This is a genomic window from Planococcus antarcticus DSM 14505, from assembly GCF_001687565.2.
GTDB lineage: Bacteria > Bacillota > Bacilli > Bacillales_A > Planococcaceae > Planococcus > Planococcus antarcticus.
In genome coordinates, this window is the sequence record NZ_CP016534.2 from 885,208 (window position 1) to 911,684 (window position 26,477).

Below are 26,477 nucleotides of genomic sequence, written 5' to 3' on the forward strand. Positions count from 1 at the left end.
CCAGCAGATTGAAGGCCAGGAACATCCCGTTATTGATCAGCAGGCTGAATAGTCCCTGCAGAAAAAAGCCGAAACGCTGCCTAGAGCTCCCTTTAGCTGCGTGCCGAAAAGTGATCCGAGAATTTTACAAATAGCTATTGCCCATTGCTAGGCAATAGGCGATGGTATTGGAAAGCACTAAAAGGACACCATGGTCAGTCGGGTGCAGCAGCAACGGCAAATTGAGTGAACCAATATCTATAGCCGCATTAGAAATACCGATTGCGGTAAATTGAAGGGGTTGGACAGGAGTTCGAGATTTTCCTCTGCCTCCCATGACATTCCCCTGTTCTCTGGAAATTCCAGCCAGCCTTATTTCGCGGCTTGGATAGACTCCTCTGCTTTCGCTTCGGCTAGCTGACTGTACAGCTCCCGAATTTGTTCTGCAGCGGCTAGCCCAGTCCAATTCAGCCATGTCAGCGACTGCTTGTTGTGCCAGTTGTTGGCGGAAAGGGGGGTCTTCTAGCTGACAAATCATTTTTTAAAGCTTTCTGTATCATTTGCATCATAAAGCAGACCATTTCTTCGGTCTTTATGTTCAATGTCCAAATACCCTTCTTTAATCGGGATGTTGGGCGTCCCATATTCTCCCATAGTCCCAAGCTCGATCAAATGGCAATTTGGAACAATGTCCTTTATACCGTAGAGGACATTGAGTGTCCCAACAATATTATTGACCTATGTATACAGGGCGTGGTCCCGGTCAATCACAGAATACGAAGCAGAACGCTGTTCAACAAAATGGACAAATGCCTCAGTCAGTTCCGTTTCAAAAACCATTTTTAAGAAATCAAAATCCTGTAAGTCGCCCTTGTATGTAAGTATTTCTTTGCCGGTCAATTCTTGCCATTTAGCTATCCGTTCTTCAAGGCCAGCAATGGGTGTAATTGAATTAGAGCCTAGCTCTTTGACAATATGCCTTCTGATTGTGCTGTCGATGACGGAGATATCATGCCCCTTTTGAGATAGATATAAGGCAGCAGGTTAAGCACAAAAACCATCACCACCTGCTACAATAATTTTCATCAAAAATTCCCCCAATCAGGCAGTTTTTCTGACATCAACTGTTTCTCTGGAAACTCTCATGAAACTTCATATACGATTACATTTTTAGTTGCAATACATACATTTTTTTGTACCACTTCAACCTGAAAATTAAACCTGAAGCTGAAGCAAGATACATTTTATTCTATACAGTGGTTTACGAAATAAAAGATGCATAAATTTTACAATTGTGATCTGTCAATGCCTCGTATTTATATCCAGTGCGAGTGTTTTGGACAGGCTCTTTACAAAATAAGCTGAAGCAGCACAGCAATAAAAATAAGTCCTGCGATAAAAGAAGGGAAGCTGCTGTTTTTCTCAGCTGGTAATTCATCATTTAAAATATTCAACACGATGCCACCTGTCAGAAATGCGGAAAAGAAAGCAATATTTAGTTCGTTAGTTTCTGTCGAGTTATAAATAAGCCAGCCGGCTAACACTGAGAAAGCCAATGCCCAACGGCCGACATTCGTATATAAGTCTTCGTGGGTTAAATGCAGCATACGGTTATTGGCAATAAAGTGAAAAGAAAAGACAATGAAGTAAATAATATAATCTGCGATATTCTCACCACTTAAATCAATCAGCAAATATCCAATCAGCACGTTGTATAAGGCGAAACCAAAAATCTCAAGAGCGAATACCGATTTGCTTGGCCGTGAGATATTTTGTTCCTGTTCATTTTTTTCCTGTGATTTTTCGTTTAATTGGTTGATGCCATAGAAAAATACGATTCCGACAAGTGTCGCCATGTAGGTGACATAATCGAGATTCTCAAGCCAAGCTGGCAATTGAGCATCTTCGGCGACTTCTTGATAATGGGTCAATTCAGGAACCAGGTGCAAGAAGACGTAAGCGATTGAGCCCCCGGATACAAATGACATCAGTCTGTCTTTCGGTTTACGGTCAAGAAATTTAATGTAATTTGTAAAAATATGAACAATCATGAACCCAATGATGATTGCCAGACTCAAATAGAACATCTCGACACCTCCTTGTATCAGTTAAAAAGAGTATACCCGAATCTCATTCGTTTTAATGAAATAAATTGCGGAAAATGTATCCCGAAAATTATTTTGGGGATACATAAATTATTCGCATCGATACGACTCATGCTTAGCATAGAATGGGGAACAGCTATGGACTTATTGCTTACTATTATTCTTTATATTAGATGTCTGTATTTGGAGATATTATAAGAGCGTAGGCAAAAGAGTTGAAACGCTATATTCGTTACATTGAAAGTGTTATCCTACACGAGACCAGTGAGTAAGAAGGGTTTCAACTGTTTTTGCAGAATCTATTAAGACAGAATACAGTGAGGAGGAAATTATGATGAGCAATCGTTATTTGCAGAACGGGCTCCAAGGAAAGTATGCGCATTACCAGACAGATATGTTGTTTAATGGTCTGAGCTGGGAGGTGGCTGGAGAAAAACCGGAGGACAGCCACCATTCAGTATGGGAGCTCTTGTTTCATATGAATTACTGGCAGGATTTCATATTAGCGGAGCTACAGGAAGTAGATCCGGGTAGCCCGAAGGATCCTTCAGATTCTTGGCCGGGCTCTCCGTTTCCTTCAAGTGAAAAAGAATACACGGAAACTGTGACCCAGTTTTTGAAAGGTTTGGGGCAAGCAACGCAGCAAGCGTCAAAAGATTCATTGGAACAAGGAATAGGCGGAAGAAAAAGAACGCCGGCAGATTTGCTGATGGTCCTCATTAATCACAATAGCTATCATGGCGGACAGGTTGTATATGCACGTCGTCTGATCGGTGCCTGGCCACCGCCTGATGGTGATAAAAGCGGTGAATAATTTTCAAAAAAATCAGCGCCGAGAAGCCGGCGCTGATTTTTTATTACTCTTTAGTAGGCAACAGAGAAAAGCCATATCCCTGTTCTTTGATGGCCGTAATCAGTTGAGGAAGGATGGCAACAGTCTGCTCCAATTCATGCAGCAGGATGATGGCACCGTCCTCGAGGTTTTCAGTGGCATACTGAATGATTTTGTGCGGATCGCTTTTCAGCTCCCAATCCATTGAAGCAATTCGCCACATGACAGTGGTTAAGCCTAGTGCATTAGCTACTTTTAAAGTATTGCTGTTAAAGCGTCCATAAGGAGGTCGGAAATAAACAACTGATGTGCCAGTTGTTTTTTCGATATGTGCCATGCTGTTCCGTATATCCTGATGCTGTTGCTCGTATGACAGTTGAACCAGATTGCGGTGTTTCATTGAATGTGTTCCGATGATATGGCCTTCATCAAGCACACGTTGCCATGGTCTAGCCGGATAGAGCAGACTGGATTGCCAAAAGAACATAGCCGGCACATCTTGCTGTTTCAGGATGTCCAGAATCTGCGGCAGCACTTTGCTCGGACCATCGTCAAAACTGAGGACCACCGATTTTTCACTTTGTGCTTGTCTGACAGTAACGATTTGCGGGTGAGTAGAGTCGTACACGACCCTGGATTGATCAACTGCTCATGGACTTTTAATCATGGAGATCATCTCCTTTCGCTGCTATATCCCAGGATCGAAAAATGCGGTTTGTGGATTGGATGTATAAGTTTCACGGTATTCGGAATCCCTGAAATCTTCCGGTGGACCATCAAAAATAAGCTTACCATCTTTCAAGGCTAAGATACGGCTGGCGTAACGTTTTGCCAGTTCAATATCGTGGACATTGATAATGGTCAACAAGTCCAAACGTTCATGCATTTCTGTCAGCAAAGTGAAGATGTGGTTGGAAGTGCCGGGATCCAGGCTGGCGACCGGTTCATCTCCAAGTAGAACTTTGGGCTGCTGGGCAAGAGCGCGGGCAATGCCGACACGCTGTTTTTGACCGCCGCTCAGCTGTTCGACTTTCCGGTAAGCCATTTCTGACAGGCCGACATCGGCAATGACGCGTTTAGCCAAAGCCAACTCATCGGCAGTGAACCAGCCGATTAGGTTCTTGAAAGAAGAACGGTAACCGAACATCCCAGTCAGGACATTTTGCATGACACTCAAACGGGGTATCAGACTGAAATGTTGGAAAATCATGCCGGTTTCCCGGCGTACTTTGCGCAGTTTTTCTTCATTATGGGCAGAGATGTCCTTGCCGTCGAAATAAATTTGGCCGCTGGTCGGTTTTTGCAGTCCGTTCAGACAGCGGATAAACGTCGATTTTCCGGCACCGCTTTTCCCCAGCACACAGACAAAATCGCCTCTTTCAAGAGACAGGCTGATATCAGTCAGTGCTTTTACTTTTGTATCCGGATAATGTACAGATAAATTTTTCACTTGAATCATATAGCCACTCCTTTAAATGACGCGATTTCGAATGGTACTGGCCAAAAAGTCGATGGCGATAACCATGATCATAATAATCAAGACATCCAGCGAAACAGAAGAGTATTGAAAGGTTTTAAAGTCATTAAACAAGCGTTGGCCGATTCCGCCGCCACCGATAAAGCCTAGGATAAGCGATGTACGAATGGCAACTTCAAAACGATAGAAAAATTGGGACAATACGTTCGGCCAGATTTGCGGTAGGATACTAAACAGATTAGCCAGCCATTTTTTTGCGCCAACGGCCCGCATAGCTTCCTGAGGGCCAGGATCGGCAGCTTCAATCAGTTCTGAGACAAGTTTTCCAAAAACACCAACATTATGGAACATGATGGCAATGACTGCTGGAAAAGGTCCAAGGCCGAGCGTAGTCAATAAAATAAGTCCGAAGACGATTTCAGGGATGGAACGCACAAAACTGAGTGCCACACGGGTGAAATGGAACAGGGACTTGGATGGCGCTGTATTGCGCGCCGCAATAAAGCTGATTGGCAAAGCGATCAATAAGCCAAAAACACTGCCGAGAAAAGCCATTGCCAAGGTCTCGAACGTATCTTCTACCATGCCCGGCAGCTTGGAAAAGTCCATTGGCCACCATTGGGACAAGAAATCAATCATGTTGCGGAAATCCCTAAATTTAGACAAATCGAATTCCGTAATCCGCATGCTGAAATATATCAACACCAGGACAATTAGCACTATAATGAAATTACTTTTTTTAAACCACAAGCTGATCAACTCTATTCTTCAATGATTCCTTGCTTTATAGCGGCTTGTTTGATGCTTTCGTAATCTGCATTGGTGGCTTCTGTAAAGCCGGTAGCACCAAATGCATCAAGGATTTCAGGATCTTCTATCGCCAAAAATGCTTCCCGCAATTTTGTGACAGTTTCATCATCTGTACTTTCGAGTACAGCCCATGGGTATTGGAACAAAGGCTCAGATTCCCAGACAATTTTTAATTGGGCTCCATCGATTTTGCCCGATTCCAATAGTTGATTGTAAATAGCGCTGTCGATGGCACCGGCATCAACCTGTTTGTTTTGGACAGACAATGCTGTTGCATCGTGTGATCCAGTAAAACGGGCAGTTTCAAATTGATTTTCCTGTTCAGACTCGTACACTCCGCGGTCCTGCAATTCGATAGAAGGAATCAATGAACCAGAAGTGGAATTTGGGTCACCAAAAGCAAACTGGACTTCTCCTGGATTTTCCAATAATTCATCTAGGGACGTAGCGGGATTGTCTTTATGGGTGATGATATATGAATGATAGAATGGTTCGCCATCGACCAATTGGGTGATAATTGCTTGGGCGTTGCTGTTTGCTTCAGCAATGACATACGTTAAAGGACCAAGGTAAGCCATATCAATCTGGTCGTAATTCATCGATTCCACGACACCATTGTAATCGGGATAAACTTCGATTTCGACCTCGCGATCCAATTCTTCGCTCAGGATTGTTTGCAGTTTATCCATTGCAGTTTGCATCTCGCCTTCTGTTTGGGCCGGGATCACACCGATTGTGAAGGGCTCCTCGTTACCAGACGTCGTTGAACTTTCATTTTCAGTTGAACCATTTCCGCAGGCTGACAGGAAAAATGCCAGCAAAAGGATAGAGCCGGTTAAAATCCATTTTTTCATTACGAGCACCTCTTTATGTTTTTTGTATGTAGCTGACAGTAAAACAAGGACTCAAGCAGAGTCCTTGTTCAAAGCTTAACTATTGCTACTTTTAAGCTTTCATTGTTTAACCATCAAAATCTTATATTACTTGAATCCGTCCTGCATTTTCACTTGTCACATTTCCGATAATGGCGGATTGGACATTGTTTTCCAGCAGTTCACGCTGCAATGCATCAGCTTGTGCTTCCGGAACTGAAATCAGCAAGCCACCGGAAGTGACTGCATCACATAGGATCAATTGATCGATTTCACTGATGCTATCAGCATAATCGATGTCATCCGCAAGCCATTGGCGATTTTTGCGTGTGCCGCCCGGAATGACGTTTTGTGCTGCGAGCTCTTTTGCGCGAGAAAGAACAGGTACATCATGGTTATTCACTGTAACACCGACGTTGCCGCCCTTGGCGATTTCCATTGTATGACCAAGTAGACCAAATCCGGTTACATCGGTGCAAGCGTTGACAGTGAATTTATCCATCACTTCTGCTGCGGTTTTATTCAACGTGGCCATGACGTTCATGACTTCATCCAAATCCTCTTTTTCAAGGATTCCTTGTTTGATGGCAGTAGTTAAAATACCAACTCCAATGGGTTTAGTGAGAATCAGGCGATCGCCCGGTTTTGCGCCCGCATTGGAGCGGATACGATCAGGGTGGATGGTGCCTGTAACAGAAAGTCCAAATTTTGGCTCTTGGTCATCAATTGAATGGCCGCCGACTAAAGCAGCACCAGATTCCTTGACCTTGTCGGAAGCACCAGCCAAAATATCGGCTAAAATACTCTTATCTAAGGTATTGATCGGGAAAGCAACGATATTCATAACAGTCAACGGCTTGCCACCCATGGCGTAAACATCGCTTAGCGCATTGGCTGCACCAATCTGGCCAAACATATAGGCGTCATCCACGATGGGAGTAAAGAAATCCAAGGTCTGGACCAATGCCGTTTCATCATTAATTTTATAAACGCCTGCATCGTCAGCTGTTTCCAGACCGACCAGCAAGTTTGGATCATCTACATTTTTCGGTAAGTGACGCAGAACCTGCGCCAGGTCCTCAGGACCAATTTTGCAGCCTCAACCGCCTTTTGTAGATAAAGAAGTCAGTCTTACGTTTTCTTTTTCAACCATGTCAATCTCTCCTTTTTTACATTCGAATCCTGCTATCCTTCGGAAATTCGGCTTATTTTAAGATATGTTGATAAACCTTCAACAAAGTTTCGGCTTCGCGTTCGCTTGAATGATGCTGCTTTACGTAAGCTTCAGCGGACTGGCCGATGCTTTGCCTTATTTTGTTATTATTCACGAGCTTTTCGGCATAATCAAGGAATTCGTTTCGAGTTTTATATAATAACCCTGTTTTCCTATCGGAAATGATGCTGCTATTGCCTGGAATGTCTGAAGCGAGCACGGGCAATGCATGGCCCATCGCCTCTAAAATCGTCGCCGGTTGGCCTTCTGACAGGGATGTATTTAAAACAACATCGGTCTGACGATAAACGGCACCCATCTCTTCGTGAGGAACTTGTCCAAGGTAACAGATCCAATCTTTATGGCGATCGATAAGTTCCATTACTATTCGACCTTCCTCTTCTTCAAGAATAGGACCGACCAGCCATAGCCGAAGTTGAGGGTAGCTTTGGTAGAGCTCCTGGAGCATTGAAATCGCAACTGGGATGTTTTTCACTTTTCGGATGCCTGCCGGCAGGAAGAACAACAAGCTGTCCGGTTCTTTTGTGAAAGAGGAGACCCCTGTGGAAGAAGTCTGATTTCCTTGAGCCATAATAAAAATTTTATTAGTCAACCATGGACCTTCTTTTATCAGCAATTCTTCTGCTTTTTTATCAAACACGTGAATAGCATCCGATTCATGCAAGCAAGTAAGGACATCCAGCCGTTTATCAGGATTAAACAGGTCCTGATTCAAATCGGTGCCTGTCATGGTGACGATATAGTGTGCAGGTTTTGAGTCCAGTTTCTGCAGGAACTGATAGAAATTATAAGCGTGGAACCCGTGTATGACATCGGTAACTGGAAATGAATGGATGACATTCTCATTTGTTGTCGATATGATTTCCGTCTCCACACCCAGGTTTTTAAGATTATCTGCGATGCGTTGTACCGTTATGGTGTTTCCGCGAAGTTGCGGATAATTTGGTGACGCTAAAACAATTTTCATCCTCTTCATCCTTTAGTTCAATGATTTGAAGGTTCGAACACTTCTGTTAGATTGAATTATCCTAAAGCCGACTAAGTTTGTCACTTAACTTGACTTTTTCTTCTCAAAAAAAAGATTGCCATATAGGCAATCTTTTTTAGAAGGGAAGCGCTTAGATTCTAGGGTCGTAAGTCACTCTGGCTGTGCGGCAAAAAACGCCGCTTCGCCAAAGCGCCTTACGCCCGTCGAATCTACATAGGCACTTCCGCTTTTCTTTTTATTTGGCGGGATTGTGTGGGAATCGAACCCACCGAGCCTGGCACGCAGGCCCCTCAGGGTTTTGAAGACCCAGGAGGACACCAGTCACCCATCCAACCCCAGGTTATTGTCGGCCGACCTGTACCAGTTTATACCGAAAAAAAGATCTGCGCAAGAACGGAGCTTGGATAAAATGATGGAGTGCAGGGCTCAGGCTTGAAAGGACGTTACCTGAAGACTAAAGTAAAGAGACAAGCGATTAGAGAAGGCGTGTGAAGAAAATGGAAGAACGGTATTTTACGGTTGGCATGGCCGGACATATTGATCATGGCAAGACCAGTTTGACGAAAGCTTTGACCAACGTGGAGACGGACCGATTAAAAGAGGAAAAAGAACGGGGCATTTCCATTGAGTCGGGCTACGCGCCATTAAATTTGGAAGCTGGTGTTTCTGTGTCGATTGTCGATGTGCCAGGACATGAACGGTTTATTCGGCAGATGATTGCAGGCGTTGCTGGAATCGATTTGGTCGTTCTGGTTGTTGCAGCGGATGAAGGAATCATGCCGCAAACCGAAGAGCATTTGGAAATCCTGCAGTTTTTAGGCGTGGAACGGTGCATCGTAGCCATTTCAAAAATAGACCGTGTCGATGAAGTCATGCTTGAATTGGTAAAGGATGATGTTAAAGAACGGCTGTTGAAAACGGCTTTTCATGAAGCACCCTATGTTGCGCTCGACAGTTTATCTGGTAAGGGAATAGACGAATTAAAGCAAATAATTTTAACGGAATTAAAGGCAATGAAATTCCGTGACGCCTATGGTTCATTCCGTTTGCCAATCGACCAAGTGTTTACGGTCCAAGGGCAGGGCACTGTCGTCAGAGGGACGGTATATGAGGGTGTTGTCCGGAAAGCTTCACAGCTACTGCTCTTGCCAGGAGGAATTTTTGTGAAAGCGAGACAAATCCAAGTGCACCACGAGGAAAGCAAGCAAGCGCGAGCTGGACAGCGGACTGCGATCAATCTCAGCGGTATCGAACGGACGGCCGTAAAGCGTGGAGATGTGCTGGTAGATTCGGATCATTTCCTGGTGACGGATACCATTGATGTTGCGTTGCAGGTGATTGGACGGAAGTTCGCGCCCCTCAAGCAGCGGACAGCTGTTAGGCTTCATATCGGCACCTCTGAAGTAATGGGCAAGATCGTCTTTTTCGACCGAAAGGAGCTTGAGCAGACGCCGGACGAAGTGCTATGTCAAATTCGTCTGGATGAAAAGATAGTGGTCCGTCGGGGAGACCGTTTCATTCTGCGGCGGCCAAGTCCGATGGAGACGATTGGTGGCGGTTGGGTCATTCAGCCAAACGGCGACAAGTACCGGTTCGGCAATGAAACCATCGATATGCTTCGCCACCATCAGCAGGGAACGCCACAGGATTTAGTGATTGATGCTTTGAACAAATACATCCTGCTCGACCTGAAACAGCTTATGCAGCAGACTTCATTGGCTGGAATCATCTTAAAAGAAACTTTGAAGGAAGGCTTGGCTTCTAGGGTCTGGCTGGAAGTTTCGCGCCAGGGCTATAGCTTGACCAAAACCTTCATCAAAATAAAAGATGAATTGCTGGCGAGACTGCAGCAGTTTCATGAAGACTTTCCGATGCGAACCGGCATGGGAAAAGCAGAGCTTGTTCAGTCAGTGAGCGCTACCTATCCGAAATCTCTTCTTGAGTACAGCCTGAATTTATTGCTAGAACAAAATGAGATCCAGCGATCCGGTCAGTTCGTAGCTTTGACTCCCTTTAGCCCGAATCTTCCGAAAAAATGGCATGTGCGAATAGAACAAATTATTGGCACTTTGGAAAAGGATGGCTTCCAAGCAAAAAAATGGGAAGACTACTTTATAGGAAGCCCTTTACCGAAGTTGGAAATTGCTGAACTTACCTCTTACTTGCTTGAAAGTGGACAGGCTTATCGGTTGAGAGAAGATACAATCATTCACCATACGGCTTTTGAAAATGCCTTAAACAAGTTGCGGCAGCAGACAGGCCCTTCTTTTGATTTAAAGCAGGCGAAAGACATCCTCAATCTGTCACGTAAATACATGATCCCGTTTCTGGAGTTGCTGGACGGGCTGAACTATACAAGACGGACAGAAGATCAGCGTCATTGGATGGAGGACAGAACATGAAACAGTATTTGCGGCAGCTACCAGCCGTCCATGAATTGCAGAAAGACCCGCGTTTTGACAGCTTGAAAACAGCGTATAATCTGAACGGTGTGCAGCTTACCAAATTTCTGCAACGCGAAATCAGCAGTCTGCGGCAACGTTTGCTGGCAAAAGAACTAGCGATTGAAGAGGTTGCTCCTGATTTTGCAAGACAGCTTTTCAGGTCAGTTGAAGTTCAAATCAGTTTGTGGCAAGAAGATCGTTTGGCACGGGTGATCAACGGAACCGGGACAGTGCTGCATACCAATTTGGGACGGTCTCGTTTAAGCGATGCGGCAATCGAGCATGTCGTAAGAACGGCTGCGAATTATTCCAATCTGGAATATCATTTAATGGAAGGAAAGCGCGGATCACGCCACGACATCATCGAAGATTTATTGATAGAAGCGACGGGAGCGGAAGCAGTAATGGTCGTAAACAATAATGCTGCAGCGGTATTTCTGATTTTAAGTGCTCTGGCCAAGCAGCGGGAAGTCATTGTCTCCCGAGGGCAATTGGTTGAGATCGGCGGTTCTTTCCGGGTGTCCTCTATTATGGAAGAAAGCGGTGCGCGTCTTGTTGAAGTGGGGACGACCAACAAGACCCATCTCTTCGATTACGAGCAGGCACTGAGCGAAGAAACCGCCATGATCATGAAAGTGCATACCAGCAATTTCAAGATGATCGGTTTTACCAAGACGGTTGAAACTGAAGAGCTAGCCAAATTGATGGAAAAGCACAAGGATGTCCTCTTTTATGAAGATTTGGGGAGCGGCGCGCTTTACGATTTTAAAAAACATGGTATCGGTGATGAACCTCTCGTCCGGGAAGTGATCGAAAGCGGGGTGGATCTCGTTTCTTTCAGCGGCGATAAACTGCTGGGCGGTCCGCAGGCTGGTTTGATTGCCGGTAAAAAAGAACTGATTGACCGATTGAAAAAGCATCAATTGGCGCGCGTATTGCGCATCGACAAAATGACACTGGCAGCGCTGGAAGAAACCTTGAAAAGCTATTTGGCAGGACCTGAAAAGATTGCTGAACTGCCCACAGTCCGAGACATTATACGTCCTGCAGCAGACATTAAAATCCAAGCGCAGTCGTTTATCAGTTCTTTGCAATCAAGCTCTGGAAAGTACCATAGTGAGCTTCAGGAAAGCACCTCGCAAATAGGAGGGGGCACCATGCCGGGAGTGGAAATTCCCACCTTTATTGCAGCAATTGCACACGAAAATTTAAGTGCGGACCAATTATCGATTCGTCTCAGGCAGACTAAGCCGGCAATAGTATCACGAATCCAGGATGAACAGGTGTGCATTGATTTCCGAACTATCGATTGTTCCGAGATGGAAGCGTTGCTAGCAGGGTTTTTGGCCAGTGAATAAAAGAAGGAGAGAATCAATGAAAATCTTGATAGCACCTGATTCATTCAAAGGAAGCATGACAGCGATAGAAGCCGCCGAAGCGATGGCTGGAGGGATTCAAGAAGCGTCTCCACAAACTACTTCAGTTATGATGCCAATAGCTGATGGCGGGGAAGGAACCATGGCGGCACTGGTTTCGGCAACTGGCGGAAAATTGGTCAGAGCGATTGTTGAAGATCCGCTGGGGCGGAAAATCACAGCGAGTTACGGCGTTCTTGGAGATCAGAAAACCTGTGTTGTGGAATTGGCGGAAGCTTCAGGACTTACTCTTTTGACAACGGCCGAACAGAATCCTTTGCTGGCTTCAACCTATGGAACCGGTGAACTGATCGCCCATGCACTGGATGCGGGCTACAGGAAGTTCATTATCGGCCTTGGTGGGAGTGCAACGAATGATGCCGGAATTGGCATGCTTCAGGCTTTGGGCATGAAATTCCTTGATATCTATGGTGTGGAATTGGGGCCAGGGACTGTGGCATTAAATGGCTTGTCGAAGATTGATCTCTTTGGATTTGATAAACGCATCATGGAAAGCCGTTTTTTGATTGCCAGTGATGTTGAAAATCCATTAATCGGTCCTCAAGGCGCATCGGCCGTTTTTGGCCCGCAAAAAGGAGCGACACCTGAAATGGTGAAGACGCTCGATGCAGTCTTAACTAATTTTGCCGATCTGGTTGAGCGTTTTACCGGCATGGCCCTGCACCACAAAAAAGGGGCGGGTGCTGCCGGCGGTGCGGGAGGGGCATTCCAAGCGTTCTTTTTAGGCGAAATGCGGCTGGGAATTGACCTTATACTGGAAGCGATGAATTTCGAAGAACAGCTGCTTGATGCTGATTTAGTGCTGACCGGAGAAGGGAAAACCGATGCCCAAACGCTATCCGGAAAAGCTCCTTTCGGCATCGCGGAAGCAGCCAATCGGCACGGCAAACCGGTTATCCTGATTTCCGGTACGATTGCCGAATCGGACAAAGAGCAGCTAACGCCATATTTCACGGAAATTCATGCCGTCGCGGATGAAAAAATTTCGGCGGAAGAATCCATAGCGAATGCTTACAGCTATGTAAAAATTAAAACTGAAAAAGTAATAGAATCATATTTGAAGAAACAAGGTTTGCAATGATATAAAAGACGAAAAGGTGGAACGGGAAAAGCCGCTCCACCTTTTTTTGCTATGCAGTCAATTATTCAGGACAGGATGTTCCAGGTAGTCGAGCGTCATGTTGGGTAGGATAGAAGGGTCGAGGTTAGCCCAAATCAGTTGATCACGCGTTGCTTTATCCAAGCTGAAGGACATAACGCTCTTATCTTCTACATCATTTTGATTGTTTTTAACAGGGTAAATCCATGAAATCGAGATGTCATCCAGTTGGTTCGTTTTAGATATAAGTTCCAGTATAGTTATGGCATGCTGCCACATTTGCTGTCTTGTTGAAATCATGGTGAATCCTTTATCAGCGTTCAAGGCAAGCTCTACATTCCAGCCATCAAAACCACGGGAAGCTGAAATGTCGTTCACACGTTCTTTATTCATATTGCTCTTTTTTCCAATTTGGTCTACGACAATCATCTGCAGTTCGGTTTTTAGGCTTTCGGCGTCGGGGGAGTGCGGTCTCAACAGCCAGCTGCCTATGGTTAGGAAAAGGACTGCTGCTACTATGAGCCAAGGCCAAACGGAAAATCGTCGTTTCTTCTTTTTGTGTATCCCAGTCATGGTCGTTGCCAGTCCAGTCCAGTCATTGCTACTTTCAGTATAAAGGAAATTCAGGATTTTTAGAATAAATCACTTTTGTGGTTATTATTTTGTTGAGGAGCTCCTTTTTTCCAAAAGGCAATGGCCAGCATAACAAAAACCATTATACTGAAAAAAGAATCTGAAATTTTTTAATCGACTAATATAACCTGAATTATTCACGCTTGGTCGCTCATCCGGGAATTTAGCTGAAATTCACTGATTGTCGAAATTTTTTAAGGCATATTTCCTCTTTTTCATTTCATCTACGTGAAATTCTGCATCGACTCATTTAAAAAGAGCGTTTTTGGGCAGACGACTCCCTTGGCAGAGATCCAAATTTCAAAAAAGGAGTAATGAGAAGCTATTCGATTTTCAGCTGTTGAATCCGGGCGAGGATTTTCCAAAAGAAGTCTTGGTAGACAAAACTGGAAGACAATTTGAAGTAAAGAGACCGTCCTGACTTCACCAGCTTACTGGCCACTTTTACCAGTCGTGTCCGGATGGTCTGGATCTGCATCTTCTTTTGCCCTTCCGGAAACGTTAATGTGCGCAGCCAATTCACTAAATTATAAGCCAACAGGCTTAGCATCATTTTCGCTTCGTTCACTTGGTAGGAATGGCTGTTCATTCGATCAAATCCAAACCCATTTTTAGCTTCTTTGATGTAATTTTCCATGGTTCCTCTTTTTTGATAGGTGCGGACAATGGCTTCCGGGGAGAACACGTCCGTGAAATTCGTCACAAAAAATGTATGGGTAAAGAACAATTCACCCGCAGGCCGTGCGGACTGGATGACGACTTTCCGGGGCTTATCCCATTTTTTCGCCTGATAGGTTGTTTCTGAAACATGATATTCGGTCTTTGTGCTGTCAGATGGTGTCGAAGATGGATGGTATTCCTCCGCAAGACATTGCAGGATGGCATTGGATTTGAGCCGGATGACGTAATAGACCGATTCCTTTTCACATAGTTCATACAAAGCCGGAACGGCAAACCCACTGTCCCCGCGGATGAACGGCGTCGTCTCAGGAAACTGTTCATTATAATGTTCAATCAGCGGCCGGATGAAATCCACGACTCCGTTGGATGTGTAGACATTGCCGGGGCGCAGCTGGGCTTTCAAGAAATCACCGGTGATCCCGTCAAAAGCGACCAACGGATGGAAACCGACCGTCCCGTAATGGGCATTGTACGCCGCATCGCACTGGTTGCCGTAGGTATCGGCATGTGTCGAGTCCAGATCGAAGATGATCGCTTCAGCTTTCCGGTGCCGATGCACTTTATCGAGCAGTTCCTGGTTGGCTTGTTGTAATTGAATCATCGCTTCCGGATTAAAACGTGGCCAAAAACGAGATAGACTGGGTTGGGAAGCTAACGCTCCTTGTCCGAGAACTTGAGTGAAAATCGGATCGTCCGTCAGGTGGTCCGCAGCATCATCTTCCGCATAACCCGCTATTATCTGGTAGATTTTCTGGCCGAATAATTTTTCGTTCGAATGGATCCAATGAGAACGAGTATCTTTCAAATGAAGATGCTTCGCCACGGTTTGCGAAAAGCCAAGCTTTACGTCGAATTCCTTGAACAGGAACGCGCCGGTATCTGAGGAAAGTGAACCTCCATCATTTGATAATTTGATCTGACGATTGAAATCAAGGGATATTTGCGGTAATGTAGCCATAAGAAGAATCCTTTCTGTTGGTTATTTTGTGGTGATTTAACCTTAGCAGAAACGGATTCTTTTTTCATTTTTTTCATGCATAAGCAAAGGCCCCAAAAGCCGATGAACTCGGGTTTTGGGGCCTTTATCAATAAATCGGTGAATAATTCAGGTATAAAAGTGTTTGTCATGAAATGAGGGAAAATCATGGGGCAAAACCAAAAACAGCAGGCGATGCTGCTGGACTATATCGAATCACCTAAAAAGGTCAAGGCATTGTATCGCCGCACATTGTGGATTGTTGTGCTGTCGCAGATTTTTGGAGGCGCAGGGTTGGCGGCCGGGGTAACTGTTGGAGCCCTTCTCGCACAGGATATGCTGGGCACTGATCGGTTTGCTGGCGCACCAGTTGCCCTATTCACGCTGGGATCAGCCGCTGCAGCGCTTATTATCGGCCGGCTTTCCCAACGCTTCAGCCGGCGAACCGGATTGGCTTCAGGATTTTTGGCAGGTGGAATCGGAGCAATTGGCGTTGTCATGGCAGCGCTATCGAATAATGTGTTTCTACTTTTTGCATCCTTGCTGGTCTATGGAGCAGGCACGGCCACAAATTTGCAAGCACGTTATGCAGGTACGGACTTGGCAACTGTTAAACAGCGGGGGACTGCTATCAGCATTGCTTTGGTTTCAACGACTTTTGGCGCGTTTGCTGGTCCGAATTTAATCGGGGTAATGGGCAGGGTTGCGGAATCGATCAGTATTCCAGCTTTAGCTGGTCCCTTTATCTTAGCTGCCGTGGCATTTAGTATAGCAGGCATAGTGCTGCTAGTTTTCCTGCGCCCAGATCCGTTGCTGGTATCAAAAGCGATAATGGAACATCAGCAAAATCTTGAAGTGAGTTCGGTAGACATAGAACCGGTAGATTCTGCTATCAATAAAAAAGGTGTTGTACTAGGGTCGACCGTTATGGTTCTGACCCAGTTGATTATGTTTGCGATCATGACGATGACACCCATTCACATGGGGCATTATGGCCACGATCTTGGAGACGTCGGTTTGGTCATCAGCATCCATATAGCTGCGATGTACTTGCCATCGATTGTCACCGGGATCCTCGTCGATAGATTAGGCCGGATTGTCATGACGGTAGCGTCGGGAGTGACATTCATGGCTGCAGGAATCTTTGCTGCTGTGGCGCCAAGCGATTCTTTATTGGTGCTGATTGTCGCGTTGGCTCTACTAGGACTTGGCTGGAACTTCGGATTGATTAGCGGAACCACGCTGATTGTCGACTCGACTCATCCATCCACGCGCGCAAAAACGCAAGGTACTGTTGACGTATTGGTTGCGCTGGCAGGAGCGACAGGCGGTGGGCTTTCAGGACTAGTGATGGCGCAGTCAAGCTATGCCGTAATGTCTTTGGGCGGAGGATTCCTCGCACTTTTATTAATACCGGTTGTTCTGTGGTCAACAAAAAAGACAACCAAAGTGAATAGTTGAAATCAAAAAATTTTCAACCCGTGTTGTTTCGGTAGCGAAAATGGCATTGCTGAGCAAATGGTTTAAACGAAAAGAATCTAGTCTGTTCGTGAAGTATCTTGTTGTGTCGATCTTACTATTTTTTCTTATTGTTTTTGTAAATCTGAATAAACAAATTGACACCTTGATCAAACATTCTGAACAAGCCAGTGGATTTTTGAAAGAGATGCAGGATAAATAATCTGGGCTGTAAGATCTTTTTCTTACGCTTCGTTTTGGTCGAAACCGTGGGTTCACGAGAATTCAGCGATCCTTTAAAAAAGCTCCGTTCACATTTGTGAACGGAGCTTTTTATGCTAATAGTGTTTTACGGGTTAGTTGACCAAAGTCCAGCTGATTTCAGTAAAACACGTGGATGGAGTTTCAATTGCGCGACCATCATTTCAGCCAAATCTTCTGGCTGCATGACTTTATCTGGGTTGCCGTCGGTCAGGTTTTCATCAATTGCCAGGTCAGTGGCAACCGTGCTTGGTGTTAGGGCGCTGACGCGGATATTGTGTTTTCTGACTTCCAGCATCAACGATTCTGTCAATCCCATAACACCGAACTTCGATGCGCTATAAGCACTTGTCACCGGAGCACCTTTTTGTCCGGCTGTTGATGAAATATTAATGATGTCGCCTGATTGGCGTTCGATCATTTGAGGCAGTACAGCGTGAGTAACATAATACACGCCCATCAGATTGGTATCGATGATTCCTTTGAATTCTTCAGGTGACAAGTCAAGGAACTTGCCGAATTTACCGATGCCAGCATTATTGATCAAAATATCAATAGGGCCTAGCTCGGTTATGATATGCTCAACTGCTGCATTGACTGCTTCGGGATCAGCTACATCAGCCACGGCATATACTGTTTTTACTCCGTATTGCGCCAATTCTGCTGCCACGTTCTCAAGGTTGCCGGCTGTGCGTCCGACAAGCCCTACATTGATGCCTTCTGCTGCAAAAGCGATGGCTGTAGCTCGGCCAATTCCTCTCCCAGCTCCTGTAATCAACGCATTTTTTCCTGTTAAGTTTTGCATGTAGATAGCTCCTTTTGTAATAAAACTTCATGTAAAATAGTCTAACATGAAGTTTCAGCTCGAGACCTGTTCAACGACTTTTGCAAGCCCTATAAGCGGCATCAGGCTGACAGTAAAAACGAATAATTTATTGACTATTTAAAATATTGAACGTACAATATAAAATGTAAGCGCTTTAATAATCTGATTTGCACGTTTTGAGGAATGGGACAAGTGCCTGTTGTGAGTGAACGTATATATTTTTTTACCTTAAACAAAAACGTTTTCGTAGATTTTCGAAACGGTATTTAGGGAGGAGATTTTCTACATATGATGGATTATACACAAGGGAAAAAAAAGCTTGAAGACTGGGTCGTTTCAGAAATGGAATATTCTCCCGACTCACTGGGAAAATGCGAAGCGATTATGTCCCTAGGCAACGGTTATATGGGATTGCGTTCAGGAACAGAAGAACCGTATATCGATGAAACAAGAAATATGTTTGTCAGCGGTACATTTAATAAGGCGTTTGAAAATGAGGCAACCGAACTTCCGAACTTGGCGGATATAACAAGGATAGATGTTCGAGTCGATGGTGAACGCTTTAGTTTGGAATTTGGAAAAACAAACAACTACATGCGGCAGCTAAATTTGAAGACGGCTGAATTAACAAGAAGCTTTGACTGGGTGTCACCGCTCGGAAAAGACCTGCGATTTGTTTTCAAACGATTCGTATCTCTTCACAACCTGCATTTAATCGGCATGAAAATGGAAGTCGAATGCCTGACTGCTCCGGTCCAATTTTCTTTCGAATCTGGAATAGATGCTCAGATGAATAACTCGGGTACCCAGCATTTTTTAGAAGGCGAACGTAGAATTTTTGATAAGCAGTTTATCCAGCTAGTGCAAACGACAAATGAATCCGAAATCGATGTTGTGATCAACACGTCACACAAAGTAATCTTAAACGACCAGCCGATAGAGCAGGACCCGAACATGAAAATGAATCGGCGAAAAGTCTGGCAGAGTTACGAGGTCGAGCTTGAACCAAATGACAAGCTAGCAGTTGAAAAACTGACGACTTTGTATACTAGCAGGGATAAACCAGTTGATAACGCAGCGTATAGCTTAGACGAGTTGCGTGAACAATCACTGCAAGCGCTAAAGAACAGTGTGAAAGAAGGATACGACCTTCTTTTCAAAGAACATCAAAAAGAATGGGACGACAAAGTTTGGAATGTATACGACTTTGAAATTGACAGCGAAGATGGTTTTGATCAGCTTGCAATAAGGTTTTCTCTCTACCATCTGATCTGCATGACACCTGCCCACGACGACAGAATGGGAATCGCTGCTAAAGGCCTAAGTGGAGAAGGCTATAAAGGGCATTCATTCTGGGATACGGAATTGTTCATTCTACCATTTTTCATTTATTCAAATCCTGAAATTGCTAGGTCTTTGCTCATTTACCGCTATCGCGGGCTGGTTGGAGCACGGAAGAAAGCAATGGAAAACGGCTATGAGGGTTCCATGTATCCATGGGAAATGGCGTGGCCTACGGATGGTGAAGTAACTCCTATATGGGGTGATATTGATGTCGTCACAGGAACCCAAACAAAAATTTGGCCAGGGTTTATTGAACAGCATATTTCGGCAGATATCGCATTTGCGGTTTATCAATACCACAACGTAACAAATGACTATAAATTCTTGGAGGATTATGGTTATGAAATCGTCTTTGATACGGCCAGGTTCTGGGCAAGCCGCCTTGAATGGAATGATGAAAAAAAGGAATACCACATCAATGGAGTAATTGGTCCCGATGAATACAAAGAGCATATAGACAATAATGCGTTCACCAATTATATGGCTTATTTTAATATTAAACTGGCCATTCACTATTATGAAAAGCTGGTGAAAGAAAACCCAGAACTCCTGGGAAAACTGGAAGAGCTTCTTCAGTTTAAAAATGCATTTGCAGACTGGACTCAGAAAGTGAAGGAGATTTACTTGCCGGCTCCTCGTGCAAAGGACTTGATAATACCTCAGGATGATACTTACCTGCAGTTAAAGAAGATGGATCTTTCAAAGTATAAAAATCAAGACCGTGTCAGGACGATCTATAACGATTACAATGCAGAACAAATCAACGCCATTCAAGTATCAAAGCAAGCAGATACTTTAATTCTGTTGTATTTATTGGAACAGACTTTCCTGCATGGTGATCCACGTCTGACTGGCAAGGTCAAAGAAGCGAACTTCCGTTATTATGAATCGAAGACTTTGCATGATTCTTCATTGAGCTTAACCACGCATGCCATTTTAGCGAGCGATATCGGAGAAAAGGAGTTAGCTTATTCACTATTTAAAAAGTCTACTGAAATTGATTTAGGACCGAAGATGAACACGTCGGATATGGGCATTCATGCAGCATCCATAGGCGGAATTTGGAAAACAGCCGTTTTTGGATTTGCAGGGATACGGTTAGTTGATGGAAAACTGAAAGTTAATCCAGCATTACCCAATCATTGGAATCGTCTGAATTTCACGATTCAATGGCAAGGTCAGCCGGTCAGATTTTCTATTACGCAATCTAAATTGTCTGTTGAAGTGATTGATAGAAAGACCTTAATATTTGAGAACGACGGAAAACTTTACACGTGCGAAGATACTATAAATATTTCGATTGTAGCAGCCAACAGTGAATCTTAGTAACTATTTTATGGCTAGTATTCTGAAAATTGATAGTTATAAAATGAATTATTCATTTTATTTACTATAGTAGTAAAAATGACAAGGGGGAATTTACATGACGTTTCAAAGGAAAATAGTTGGTGGCTTAGTTTTAGCTCCATTAATGTTGGCACTCGCAGCATGCAGCGGTGGAGATGATAACAGTGAGGGCGGAGGAGAATCAAGTGAACAAAAAATCACGATCTTCCAAAGCAAGGTTGAGATTTCGGATCAGTTGGCGGCAATGGCCGAAGAATATACGGAAGAAACAGGTGTTGAAGTGGAAGTATTGGGCACCACTGGAGACGATTATTTTCAGCAGCTGCAAATTCGCTTGAACAGTGAACAAGGACCTTCTATTTTCAGCCTCCAAAATGTGACCGAAGCCGAAAGACTAGAATCTTATATTTATGATTTAAGCTCTGAGGAATACGTTCAGCATATTGCTCCAGATATGGAGTTGGCTCTTGGAGAGAAAATCGTTGGCGTACCTTATGGCGTTGAAGGATTTGGGATGATTTACAACAAAGATCTTGTTAATCCTGAAGACGTAGCTGATTATGAGTCTTTCGTCAGCACATTGGAGAAATTCAATGCGGAAGGCATTAATGGATTCAGCTTGGCACAAGATGCTTATTTCCTTATTGGGCATATTAGCAACTACCCATTCTCTATTCAGGAAGACCCATACGGGTTTGTTGAACAGATGAACGCGGGTGAAGTGACAGCGGCAGAAACACCAGAATTTCAGGAGTTTGCCGATTTTATGGTAGCTATTAAAGAAAATACACCAACTCCGTTAAGCATGACATACGATCAACAGGTTGGTGATTTTGCAGCAGGAAAAACTGCTATGATCCACCAGGGAAACTGGGCTTCTGGCATACTTTCAGAGTTCGAATATGATTTTGAAATTGGTATGCTACCATTCCCATTGATGGGCAATGATAAATTAGCAGTCGGAGTTGGAAACAACTGGGCTATCAATAGCCAAAAGGATGAAGGAGAGATTCAGGCAGCAAATGACTTCTTGAACTGGATGTCTACGAGCGAAACAGGGCACCGATACATTGTAGAGGAATTTGGATTTGTTCCTGCGTTAACGAATATTGATGCGGGTGAATTAGACCCGTTATCTCAAGCCGTTCTTGACGCTACTAATAGCGGTGAAACAATTCCGTGGGCACAAAGCGTTTATCCAGCTAACATCGTACCTAATGACCTTACCCCATTTGCACAAGCATTTTTCTCAGAGGATATGACTGCTGAGGAATTTCTGCAAGGCTTTGATCAAGCGTGGCAGGGTGCTCAATAATCAATAGAATGTATTTGAATGTGGACACACCTTTCTCTGGTGTGTCCAAAAATTCTTCTATGATAAACCACCAGGAAGAAGGGATGACATGAAAAACAAAAACAAAAAGAAATGGTATATCCTCTTTACTGTGCCCCTGCTGATCATTTTCACTACGGTAGTCATTATCCCGTTTTTAATCGGAATTTATTACTCATTCTTTGAATGGGATGGAATCGCAGCAAATGCCAAAGAATTTGTCGGATTAGACAACTTCGTGCAATTAGCAGGAGATGAACGTTTTCGAGAGTCGGCCTGGCTGACGATTCTGTTTACTGTATTATCGGTCGTCACCATCAACGCAATTGGACTGGCCTTTGCTCTTTTGGTCACCTCTAAAATCAAATCTGCTAATGCAGCGCGCACAATGCTGTTCATGCCTTATTTGATCGGCGGTTTGATTTTGGGCTATATTTGGCAGTTCGTCTTTTTGGATGTGTTCACGCTGCTCGGCGAAGTAACTGGATTGGATCAGATTTTCTTTAACTGGCTCATCGATCCGGAGTTTGCCTTGTTTGGATTGGTCTTTGTTTTTACATGGCAAATGGCGGGGTACATCATGATCATTTATATCGCGGGCCTCCAAGGCATCCCGAACGATGTCATCGAAGCTTCCAAAATAGATGGAGCGAGCCCGTGGCAAAGATTCATAAGGATCACACTGCCGTTATTGATGCCAGCGTTGACGATTAGCTTGTTTTTGACTCTTTCATCGGCCTTTAAAATTTATGATGTCAACCTCTCGTTGACTGGTGGAGGGCCTGCAAATGCTACTGAATTGTTTGCAATGAATATTTACAATGAAATTTTCGGAAGCGGCAATTACGGGCTTGGCCAAGCAAAAGCCATCGTGTTCTTCCTAATCGTAGCGGCTATCACTTTGACACAGGTATACATTACGAAGAAACGGGAGGTTGAAATGTGATGAGAAGAACACTGGATTTCCTGAAAGCGGCGTTGTTGCTTGTGCTTGCGCTTTTTTTCTTGTCTCCCATCTACATAATCATCGTCAACTCCTTCAAGGATCGACAGGAACTTTATGATAACCCACTCACTTTACCCGATAGCTTCAGTTTTCAGTACTATGTAGAAGCTATGGATAAAATGAATTTTTTGAGTGCTTTTGGCAACTCTTTGTACATCACGATTGTCTCCGTAGTGCTTATTGTCATCTTATCTTCCATGACAGCGTGGATGCTGGTGAGAACCGACGATAAGCTGAGCATGGTAATCTTTATGGTATTCATCGCGACAATGTTGATTCCTTTTCAGACATTGATGATGCCGTTGATGCAATTTATGAGTACCCTGACTAACACATTGAATATTCCGATGTACAACACGCTTGAAGGGTTGATATTTATGAATATCGGCTTTCATTCCAGTCTTTCTGTTTTTCTTTACCACGGGTTCATCAAGTCGATTCCAATCACTTTGGAAGAAGCGGCAACGATTGACGGCGCTTCGAAGTTCGGCGTTTTTTGGCGCATCATCTTCCCAATGCTGAAGCCGATCACGGCTACGGTCATGATTTTAAATGTCATCAGCATTTGGAATGACTTTCTCTTGCCATCACTGACGCTGATTGATACGGACCTGCGAACGATTCCATTGTCGACATTCTACTTTTTTGGCGAATTCACCATTCAATGGAACTTGGCGATGGCCGGATTAACCTTGACCATTATTCCAGTGGTGATATTTTATGCATTGGCACAAAAACACATTATTAAAGGAATAGGTGAAGGCGCAGTTAAATGACCTTATTCTACAGGAGGAGAAAATATGCGTGAATTTAGTGGGTTTACGGGAATTCTTTATGTGCTGGCCGAGTGGATCATGCGGTTCTTTACAGTTAATATCCTGTGGTTCATCCTTAACCTGCCAACGGTTTTCCTTGTTGCCAGTTTTTTCTTCAGCGATCCTGATGTAGGGATTGTGACGTATTTATTGCCGTTGGTGATATTTATTCCATTCCTATTTGTCCCCACGACGATCGCGATGTTTGCAACAGTCCGGGAATGGATTTTGAATACTGAGCAGCCGTCTCTGACAAAAGCCTATTTGTTGCACCTAAAGAACTCCTACAAAAAGAGTGTAGGAATCGGCTTAGCGTTAACAGGGATTTGGTTAATTTGGCTTATCGATTTTCAGTTTTTTAAAAGTTTAAACGAAATGTGGGGAATGGTGTTTTTAGTATTTGGCTGTATTTTGTTCATCTACACCGTCAACTTGTTTTCAATGAGTGCTCATTATCAGATGAAAAATACCGTCTTGTTGAAAAATGCTTTTTTTATAACTGTTGGAAATCCAGTTTTGAGTTTTTTCATATTAGCAAGTAATCTTGCTCTGTTTTATGTCAGCATCACTCAATTACAATTTTTACTGCCATTTTTCACAGGAGCACTGAGCACTTACTTATCTTTCCTTGTGTTTTACCGGTTTACTTTAAAAGTCGAAGAGAAAACGCAGGCAACCACTAGCAAGGAATTTGATATGAAGTAATTTGTAGTCGCTTCGTATGAGGCTGCAAATCACTTCTTTTCATACAAAATAATGTAGGATGTGAACGTAGTCATGACGACAATTAAAGAAGTGGCCAAAAAAGCCGGAGTATCAATCAGTGTCGTATCGAAGGCTTTCAATAATTATGCGGATATCAAAGAAGAAACACGTCAAAGAATTTTTGCAGTGGCTAATGAGTTGAATTATTCACCGAATATCGTGGCCAAGAATTTGTCTTCAAAAAAACAAATGACTTTCGGGTTGATCACGTCAGGTGTGCTTAACAACAATGAAAAAGATAACAACGCCTTTGATATATTCAAAGGTGTTTACACAGCTGTATCTGAAAGCCAGTATGAGCTGTCTATTTTTCTGATAGACTCCCAGAGCCAAAAGCAAAAAAGCTATGTTCAATACTGTAGGGAACGGAATATAGGCGGGGCAATTTTACAAGGAATTCGTACGGATGATCAATACTATAAAGAGTTGATCAATACCAATATACCTTGTGTCGTGCTGGATATTATGACAGAGACGGAAAATGGACTGATTGGTAGTGTGTCAATTGATAATGTAAAAGCTGGTGAAGAAATTGCGGCCTACTTATTGGAGAGAAACCACCGCGACATCATCGTGGTGGCAGGAACAGAAGAAACGTATGTGAATTCAGAACGATTAAAAGGAGTCCATCAAGCTTTCGAACAACGAGAGATCAAACTCGTAGGCGATCACATTTTCTATGCGGAATTTTCCGAGCAAAAAGCGTACAGTCTGGCGAAGGAATATTTACAGGACCACCGGCCAACAGCATTTCTGTGCTTTAGTGATTTAATGGCATTCGGAGTCATCAAAGCAATACAGGAAAAAGGGTTGAAGATTCCAGAAGATATATCCGTTACTGGCTTTGATGATTTGGTATTAAGTCGGTATAGTCAGCCGTCGCTCACTACGATTCGCCAGGATTTCATGGAAATCGGAAGATTATCAGCAGTACTGCTTCAGAACTTAAAAGAAGGCAAAGCAGAAAAGCAGCATATTTACATGGAGCACGGGCTAGTAGAGCGAGAAAGCGTCAAGACGATTTTCACGTGAAGAATGAACTAGATTGTCTTTGGGAAGAAGGAGGAGGACACAAACTATATGGTGAATTACCCAAAAGCTTTTATATACGATTTGGATGGCGTCATTACGGACACAGCAGAATTTCATTTTTTAGCTTGGCAAAAACTTGCGGAGGAAATTAACATCTCGGTCGATAGACAATTCAACGAACAGCTTAAAGGAATCAATCGCATGGATTCATTAGATCGCATTCTTGAACGGGGTTTTTCCGGACGGATATTTTCCAATACGGAAAAAGTAGCACTGGCTACACGAAAAAATGAATATTATCTGAAATTGATTGAGTCCATCGATCCTTCTCATATTTTACCTGGAATTGAAACACTGCTCCAAAAAAATAAAGAGCGGCATATAAAAATCGCTCTTGGATCAGCTAGTAATAATGCTTCGGCCATCTTAGACAAGCTCGAGCTTACTAGCTATTTTGATTATATCGTTGATGCTTCGAAAGTGAAAAAAGGAAAACCAGATCCAGAGACTTTTACTACTGCGGCATCGGCACTTGGAATTGCTCCGGATGACTGTGTTGGAATCGAGGATGCAGCAGCTGGCATCGAGTCCATCAATAAGGCCGGCATGTTTTCAGTAGGTATCGGCAATGCGCAACATTTAGCAGCAGCTGATTACTTGGTAGAAGATACTGCCAAGCTACTTTTTGAAGATCTCATCGCTTGTTACAGCAAGCGCTAGAAAC

General features: G+C 43.8%; 23 protein-coding genes, 1 tRNA gene and 1 pseudogene. 12 read left to right on the forward strand and 13 right to left on the reverse strand.

The window, feature by feature from the left end:
* Positions 1 to 124 precede the first annotated feature (124 nt).
* The 3 genes and pseudogenes from BBH88_RS19575 to BBH88_RS04455 all read right to left on the reverse strand — a co-directional run bounded on the left by BBH88_RS19575 (position 125) and on the right by BBH88_RS04455 (position 2,066).
* Positions 125 to 517, reverse strand: a complete 393-nt coding sequence (locus BBH88_RS19575; protein WP_238323407.1) for a GtrA domain-containing protein — start codon at positions 515 to 517, stop codon at positions 125 to 127.
* 35 nt (positions 518 to 552) lie between these two features.
* Positions 553 to 1,065: pseudogene (locus BBH88_RS19580) on the reverse strand (NAD-dependent epimerase/dehydratase family protein); the annotation flags it as partial.
* Between the two features lie 263 nt (positions 1,066 to 1,328).
* Positions 1,329 to 2,066: a hypothetical protein gene (locus BBH88_RS04455; RefSeq protein ID WP_006829630.1), complete on the reverse strand. Its 738-nt coding sequence runs from the start codon at positions 2,064 to 2,066 to the stop codon at positions 1,329 to 1,331.
* Between the two features lie 349 nt (positions 2,067 to 2,415).
* Here BBH88_RS04455 and BBH88_RS04460 point away from each other — a divergent pair, with 349 nt between their 5' ends.
* Positions 2,416 to 2,898 carry a DinB family protein gene (locus tag BBH88_RS04460; protein ID WP_081487846.1) on the forward strand — a complete coding sequence of 161 codons (483 nt, stop codon included), beginning with the start codon at positions 2,416 to 2,418 and terminating at the stop codon, positions 2,896 to 2,898.
* Between the two features lie 43 nt (positions 2,899 to 2,941).
* Here BBH88_RS04460 and BBH88_RS04465 read toward each other — a convergent pair whose 3' ends face one another.
* From BBH88_RS04465 to BBH88_RS19140, 7 genes are all read right to left on the reverse strand, one after another.
* Positions 2,942 to 3,544 (reverse strand): polysaccharide deacetylase family protein, encoded by a 603-nt coding sequence (locus BBH88_RS04465; protein ID WP_238323408.1) that lies wholly within the window; start codon positions 3,542 to 3,544, stop codon positions 2,942 to 2,944.
* A 60-nt stretch (positions 3,545 to 3,604) separates the two neighbouring features.
* Positions 3,605 to 4,375 carry a phosphonate ABC transporter ATP-binding protein gene (gene phnC, locus BBH88_RS04470; RefSeq protein WP_006829627.1) on the reverse strand — a complete coding sequence of 257 codons (771 nt, stop codon included), beginning with the start codon at positions 4,373 to 4,375 and terminating at the stop codon, positions 3,605 to 3,607.
* 12 nt (positions 4,376 to 4,387) lie between these two features.
* The gene (gene phnE, locus BBH88_RS04475) at positions 4,388 to 5,143 is read right to left on the reverse strand and encodes a phosphonate ABC transporter, permease protein PhnE (RefSeq protein ID WP_006829626.1); all 756 of its coding nucleotides are present in this window, start codon (positions 5,141 to 5,143) and stop codon (positions 4,388 to 4,390) included.
* 11 nt (positions 5,144 to 5,154) lie between these two features.
* A complete protein-coding gene (phnD, locus tag BBH88_RS04480) occupies positions 5,155 to 6,057 on the reverse strand; it encodes a phosphate/phosphite/phosphonate ABC transporter substrate-binding protein (protein ID WP_006829625.1) in 903 nt (300 codons plus the stop codon).
* Positions 6,058 to 6,178: 121 nt separating this feature from the next.
* A complete protein-coding gene (gene selD / locus BBH88_RS04485) occupies positions 6,179 to 7,228 on the reverse strand; it encodes a selenide, water dikinase SelD (protein ID WP_081487845.1) in 1,050 nt (349 codons plus the stop codon).
* A 52-nt stretch (positions 7,229 to 7,280) separates the two neighbouring features.
* Positions 7,281 to 8,276 carry a glycosyltransferase gene (locus BBH88_RS04490; protein WP_065537184.1) on the reverse strand — a complete coding sequence of 332 codons (996 nt, stop codon included), beginning with the start codon at positions 8,274 to 8,276 and terminating at the stop codon, positions 7,281 to 7,283.
* 261 nt (positions 8,277 to 8,537) lie between these two features.
* Positions 8,538 to 8,634, reverse strand: a tRNA-Sec gene (locus BBH88_RS19140).
* Positions 8,635 to 8,794: 160 nt separating this feature from the next.
* Between BBH88_RS19140 and selB the strand changes: the two genes are divergently transcribed.
* Genes selB through BBH88_RS04505 form a run of 3 tightly spaced genes read left to right on the forward strand, consistent with a single transcriptional unit; the run spans position 8,795 to position 13,258 of the window.
* Positions 8,795 to 10,699 (forward strand): selenocysteine-specific translation elongation factor, encoded by a 1,905-nt coding sequence (gene selB, locus BBH88_RS04495; RefSeq protein WP_065537183.1) that lies wholly within the window; start codon positions 8,795 to 8,797, stop codon positions 10,697 to 10,699.
* Positions 10,696 to 12,099, forward strand: coding sequence for an L-seryl-tRNA(Sec) selenium transferase (selA, locus tag BBH88_RS04500; RefSeq protein ID WP_065537182.1), 1,404 nt, complete (start codon positions 10,696 to 10,698; stop codon positions 12,097 to 12,099). The genes selB and selA overlap by 4 nt, the downstream gene beginning before the upstream one ends.
* Positions 12,100 to 12,115: 16 nt before the next feature.
* Positions 12,116 to 13,258 carry a glycerate kinase gene (locus BBH88_RS04505; protein ID WP_065537181.1) on the forward strand — a complete coding sequence of 381 codons (1,143 nt, stop codon included), beginning with the start codon at positions 12,116 to 12,118 and terminating at the stop codon, positions 13,256 to 13,258.
* Between the two features lie 57 nt (positions 13,259 to 13,315).
* On the opposite strand, the gene BBH88_RS04510 is transcribed toward BBH88_RS04505, so the two are convergent.
* The gene (locus tag BBH88_RS04510; RefSeq protein ID WP_154669126.1) at positions 13,316 to 13,753 is read right to left on the reverse strand and encodes a hypothetical protein; all 438 of its coding nucleotides are present in this window, start codon (positions 13,751 to 13,753) and stop codon (positions 13,316 to 13,318) included.
* A gap of 478 nt (positions 13,754 to 14,231) precedes the next feature.
* Positions 14,232 to 15,548 carry an IS1380 family transposase gene (locus BBH88_RS04515; protein WP_065536202.1) on the reverse strand — a complete coding sequence of 439 codons (1,317 nt, stop codon included), beginning with the start codon at positions 15,546 to 15,548 and terminating at the stop codon, positions 14,232 to 14,234.
* Between the two features lie 186 nt (positions 15,549 to 15,734).
* On the opposite strand from BBH88_RS04515, the gene BBH88_RS04520 reads away from it, so the two are divergent.
* Positions 15,735 to 17,027, forward strand: coding sequence for an MFS transporter (locus tag BBH88_RS04520; RefSeq protein WP_006830246.1), 1,293 nt, complete (start codon positions 15,735 to 15,737; stop codon positions 17,025 to 17,027).
* Positions 17,028 to 17,373: 346 nt separating this feature from the next.
* Here BBH88_RS04520 and BBH88_RS04530 read toward each other — a convergent pair whose 3' ends face one another.
* Positions 17,374 to 18,090: a 3-ketoacyl-ACP reductase gene (locus BBH88_RS04530; RefSeq protein ID WP_065537180.1), complete on the reverse strand. Its 717-nt coding sequence runs from the start codon at positions 18,088 to 18,090 to the stop codon at positions 17,374 to 17,376.
* A gap of 309 nt (positions 18,091 to 18,399) precedes the next feature.
* Here BBH88_RS04530 and BBH88_RS04535 point away from each other — a divergent pair, with 309 nt between their 5' ends.
* The 7 genes from BBH88_RS04535 (at position 18,400) to pgmB (ending at position 26,473) form a co-directional block, all read left to right on the forward strand.
* Complete coding sequence (locus BBH88_RS04535) at positions 18,400 to 20,781, forward strand: glycoside hydrolase family 65 protein (RefSeq protein WP_065537179.1); 2,382 nt, start codon at positions 18,400 to 18,402, stop codon at positions 20,779 to 20,781.
* 97 nt (positions 20,782 to 20,878) lie between these two features.
* Entirely contained in the window at positions 20,879 to 22,117 is a 1,239-nt protein-coding gene (locus tag BBH88_RS04540) for a sugar ABC transporter substrate-binding protein (RefSeq protein ID WP_006830249.1), read from the forward strand.
* A gap of 88 nt (positions 22,118 to 22,205) precedes the next feature.
* Entirely contained in the window at positions 22,206 to 23,081 is an 876-nt protein-coding gene (locus tag BBH88_RS04545; RefSeq protein WP_006830250.1) for a carbohydrate ABC transporter permease, read from the forward strand.
* Positions 23,081 to 23,917: a carbohydrate ABC transporter permease gene (locus BBH88_RS04550; protein WP_006830251.1), complete on the forward strand. Its 837-nt coding sequence runs from the start codon at positions 23,081 to 23,083 to the stop codon at positions 23,915 to 23,917. Before BBH88_RS04545 ends, BBH88_RS04550 begins: the two co-directional genes overlap by 1 nt.
* A gap of 24 nt (positions 23,918 to 23,941) precedes the next feature.
* A complete protein-coding gene (locus BBH88_RS04555; RefSeq protein WP_065537178.1) occupies positions 23,942 to 24,661 on the forward strand; it encodes a YesL family protein in 720 nt (239 codons plus the stop codon).
* A 72-nt stretch (positions 24,662 to 24,733) separates the two neighbouring features.
* Entirely contained in the window at positions 24,734 to 25,753 is a 1,020-nt protein-coding gene (locus tag BBH88_RS04560) for a LacI family DNA-binding transcriptional regulator (protein WP_006830253.1), read from the forward strand.
* Positions 25,754 to 25,801: 48 nt separating this feature from the next.
* On the forward strand, positions 25,802 to 26,473 hold the full coding sequence (gene pgmB, locus BBH88_RS04565) for a beta-phosphoglucomutase (protein WP_006830254.1): 672 nt from the start codon (positions 25,802 to 25,804) through the stop codon (positions 26,471 to 26,473).
* Positions 26,474 to 26,477 lie beyond the last annotated feature (4 nt).

What these genes read in the sequence shown, in the direction of transcription:
- BBH88_RS19575 (WP_238323407.1), bottom strand. Translation starts at nt 517, where the DNA reads ATGATTTGTCAGCTAGAAGACCCCCCTTTCCGCCAACAACTGGCACAA.
- BBH88_RS04455 (WP_006829630.1), bottom strand. Translation starts at nt 2,066, where the DNA reads ATGTTCTATTTGAGTCTGGCAATCATCATTGGGTTCATGATTGTTCAT.
- BBH88_RS04460 (WP_081487846.1), top strand. Translation starts at nt 2,416, where the DNA reads ATGATGAGCAATCGTTATTTGCAGAACGGGCTCCAAGGAAAGTATGCG.
- phnC (WP_006829627.1), bottom strand. Translation starts at nt 4,375, where the DNA reads ATGATTCAAGTGAAAAATTTATCTGTACATTATCCGGATACAAAAGTA.
- phnD (WP_006829625.1), bottom strand. Translation starts at nt 6,057, where the DNA reads ATGAAAAAATGGATTTTAACCGGCTCTATCCTTTTGCTGGCATTTTTC.
- BBH88_RS04490 (WP_065537184.1), bottom strand. Translation starts at nt 8,276, where the DNA reads ATGAAAATTGTTTTAGCGTCACCAAATTATCCGCAACTTCGCGGAAAC.
- selB (WP_065537183.1), top strand. Translation starts at nt 8,795, where the DNA reads ATGGAAGAACGGTATTTTACGGTTGGCATGGCCGGACATATTGATCAT.
- selA (WP_065537182.1), top strand. Translation starts at nt 10,696, where the DNA reads ATGAAACAGTATTTGCGGCAGCTACCAGCCGTCCATGAATTGCAGAAA.
- BBH88_RS04505 (WP_065537181.1), top strand. Translation starts at nt 12,116, where the DNA reads ATGAAAATCTTGATAGCACCTGATTCATTCAAAGGAAGCATGACAGCG.
- BBH88_RS04515 (WP_065536202.1), bottom strand. Translation starts at nt 15,548, where the DNA reads ATGGCTACATTACCGCAAATATCCCTTGATTTCAATCGTCAGATCAAA.
- BBH88_RS04520 (WP_006830246.1), top strand. Translation starts at nt 15,735, where the DNA reads ATGGGGCAAAACCAAAAACAGCAGGCGATGCTGCTGGACTATATCGAA.
- BBH88_RS04530 (WP_065537180.1), bottom strand. Translation starts at nt 18,090, where the DNA reads ATGCAAAACTTAACAGGAAAAAATGCGTTGATTACAGGAGCTGGGAGA.
- BBH88_RS04535 (WP_065537179.1), top strand. Translation starts at nt 18,400, where the DNA reads ATGATGGATTATACACAAGGGAAAAAAAAGCTTGAAGACTGGGTCGTT.
- BBH88_RS04540 (WP_006830249.1), top strand. Translation starts at nt 20,879, where the DNA reads ATGACGTTTCAAAGGAAAATAGTTGGTGGCTTAGTTTTAGCTCCATTA.
- BBH88_RS04545 (WP_006830250.1), top strand. Translation starts at nt 22,206, where the DNA reads ATGAAAAACAAAAACAAAAAGAAATGGTATATCCTCTTTACTGTGCCC.
- BBH88_RS04550 (WP_006830251.1), top strand. Translation starts at nt 23,081, where the DNA reads ATGAGAAGAACACTGGATTTCCTGAAAGCGGCGTTGTTGCTTGTGCTT.
- BBH88_RS04555 (WP_065537178.1), top strand. Translation starts at nt 23,942, where the DNA reads ATGCGTGAATTTAGTGGGTTTACGGGAATTCTTTATGTGCTGGCCGAG.
- BBH88_RS04560 (WP_006830253.1), top strand. Translation starts at nt 24,734, where the DNA reads ATGACGACAATTAAAGAAGTGGCCAAAAAAGCCGGAGTATCAATCAGT.
- pgmB (WP_006830254.1), top strand. Translation starts at nt 25,802, where the DNA reads ATGGTGAATTACCCAAAAGCTTTTATATACGATTTGGATGGCGTCATT.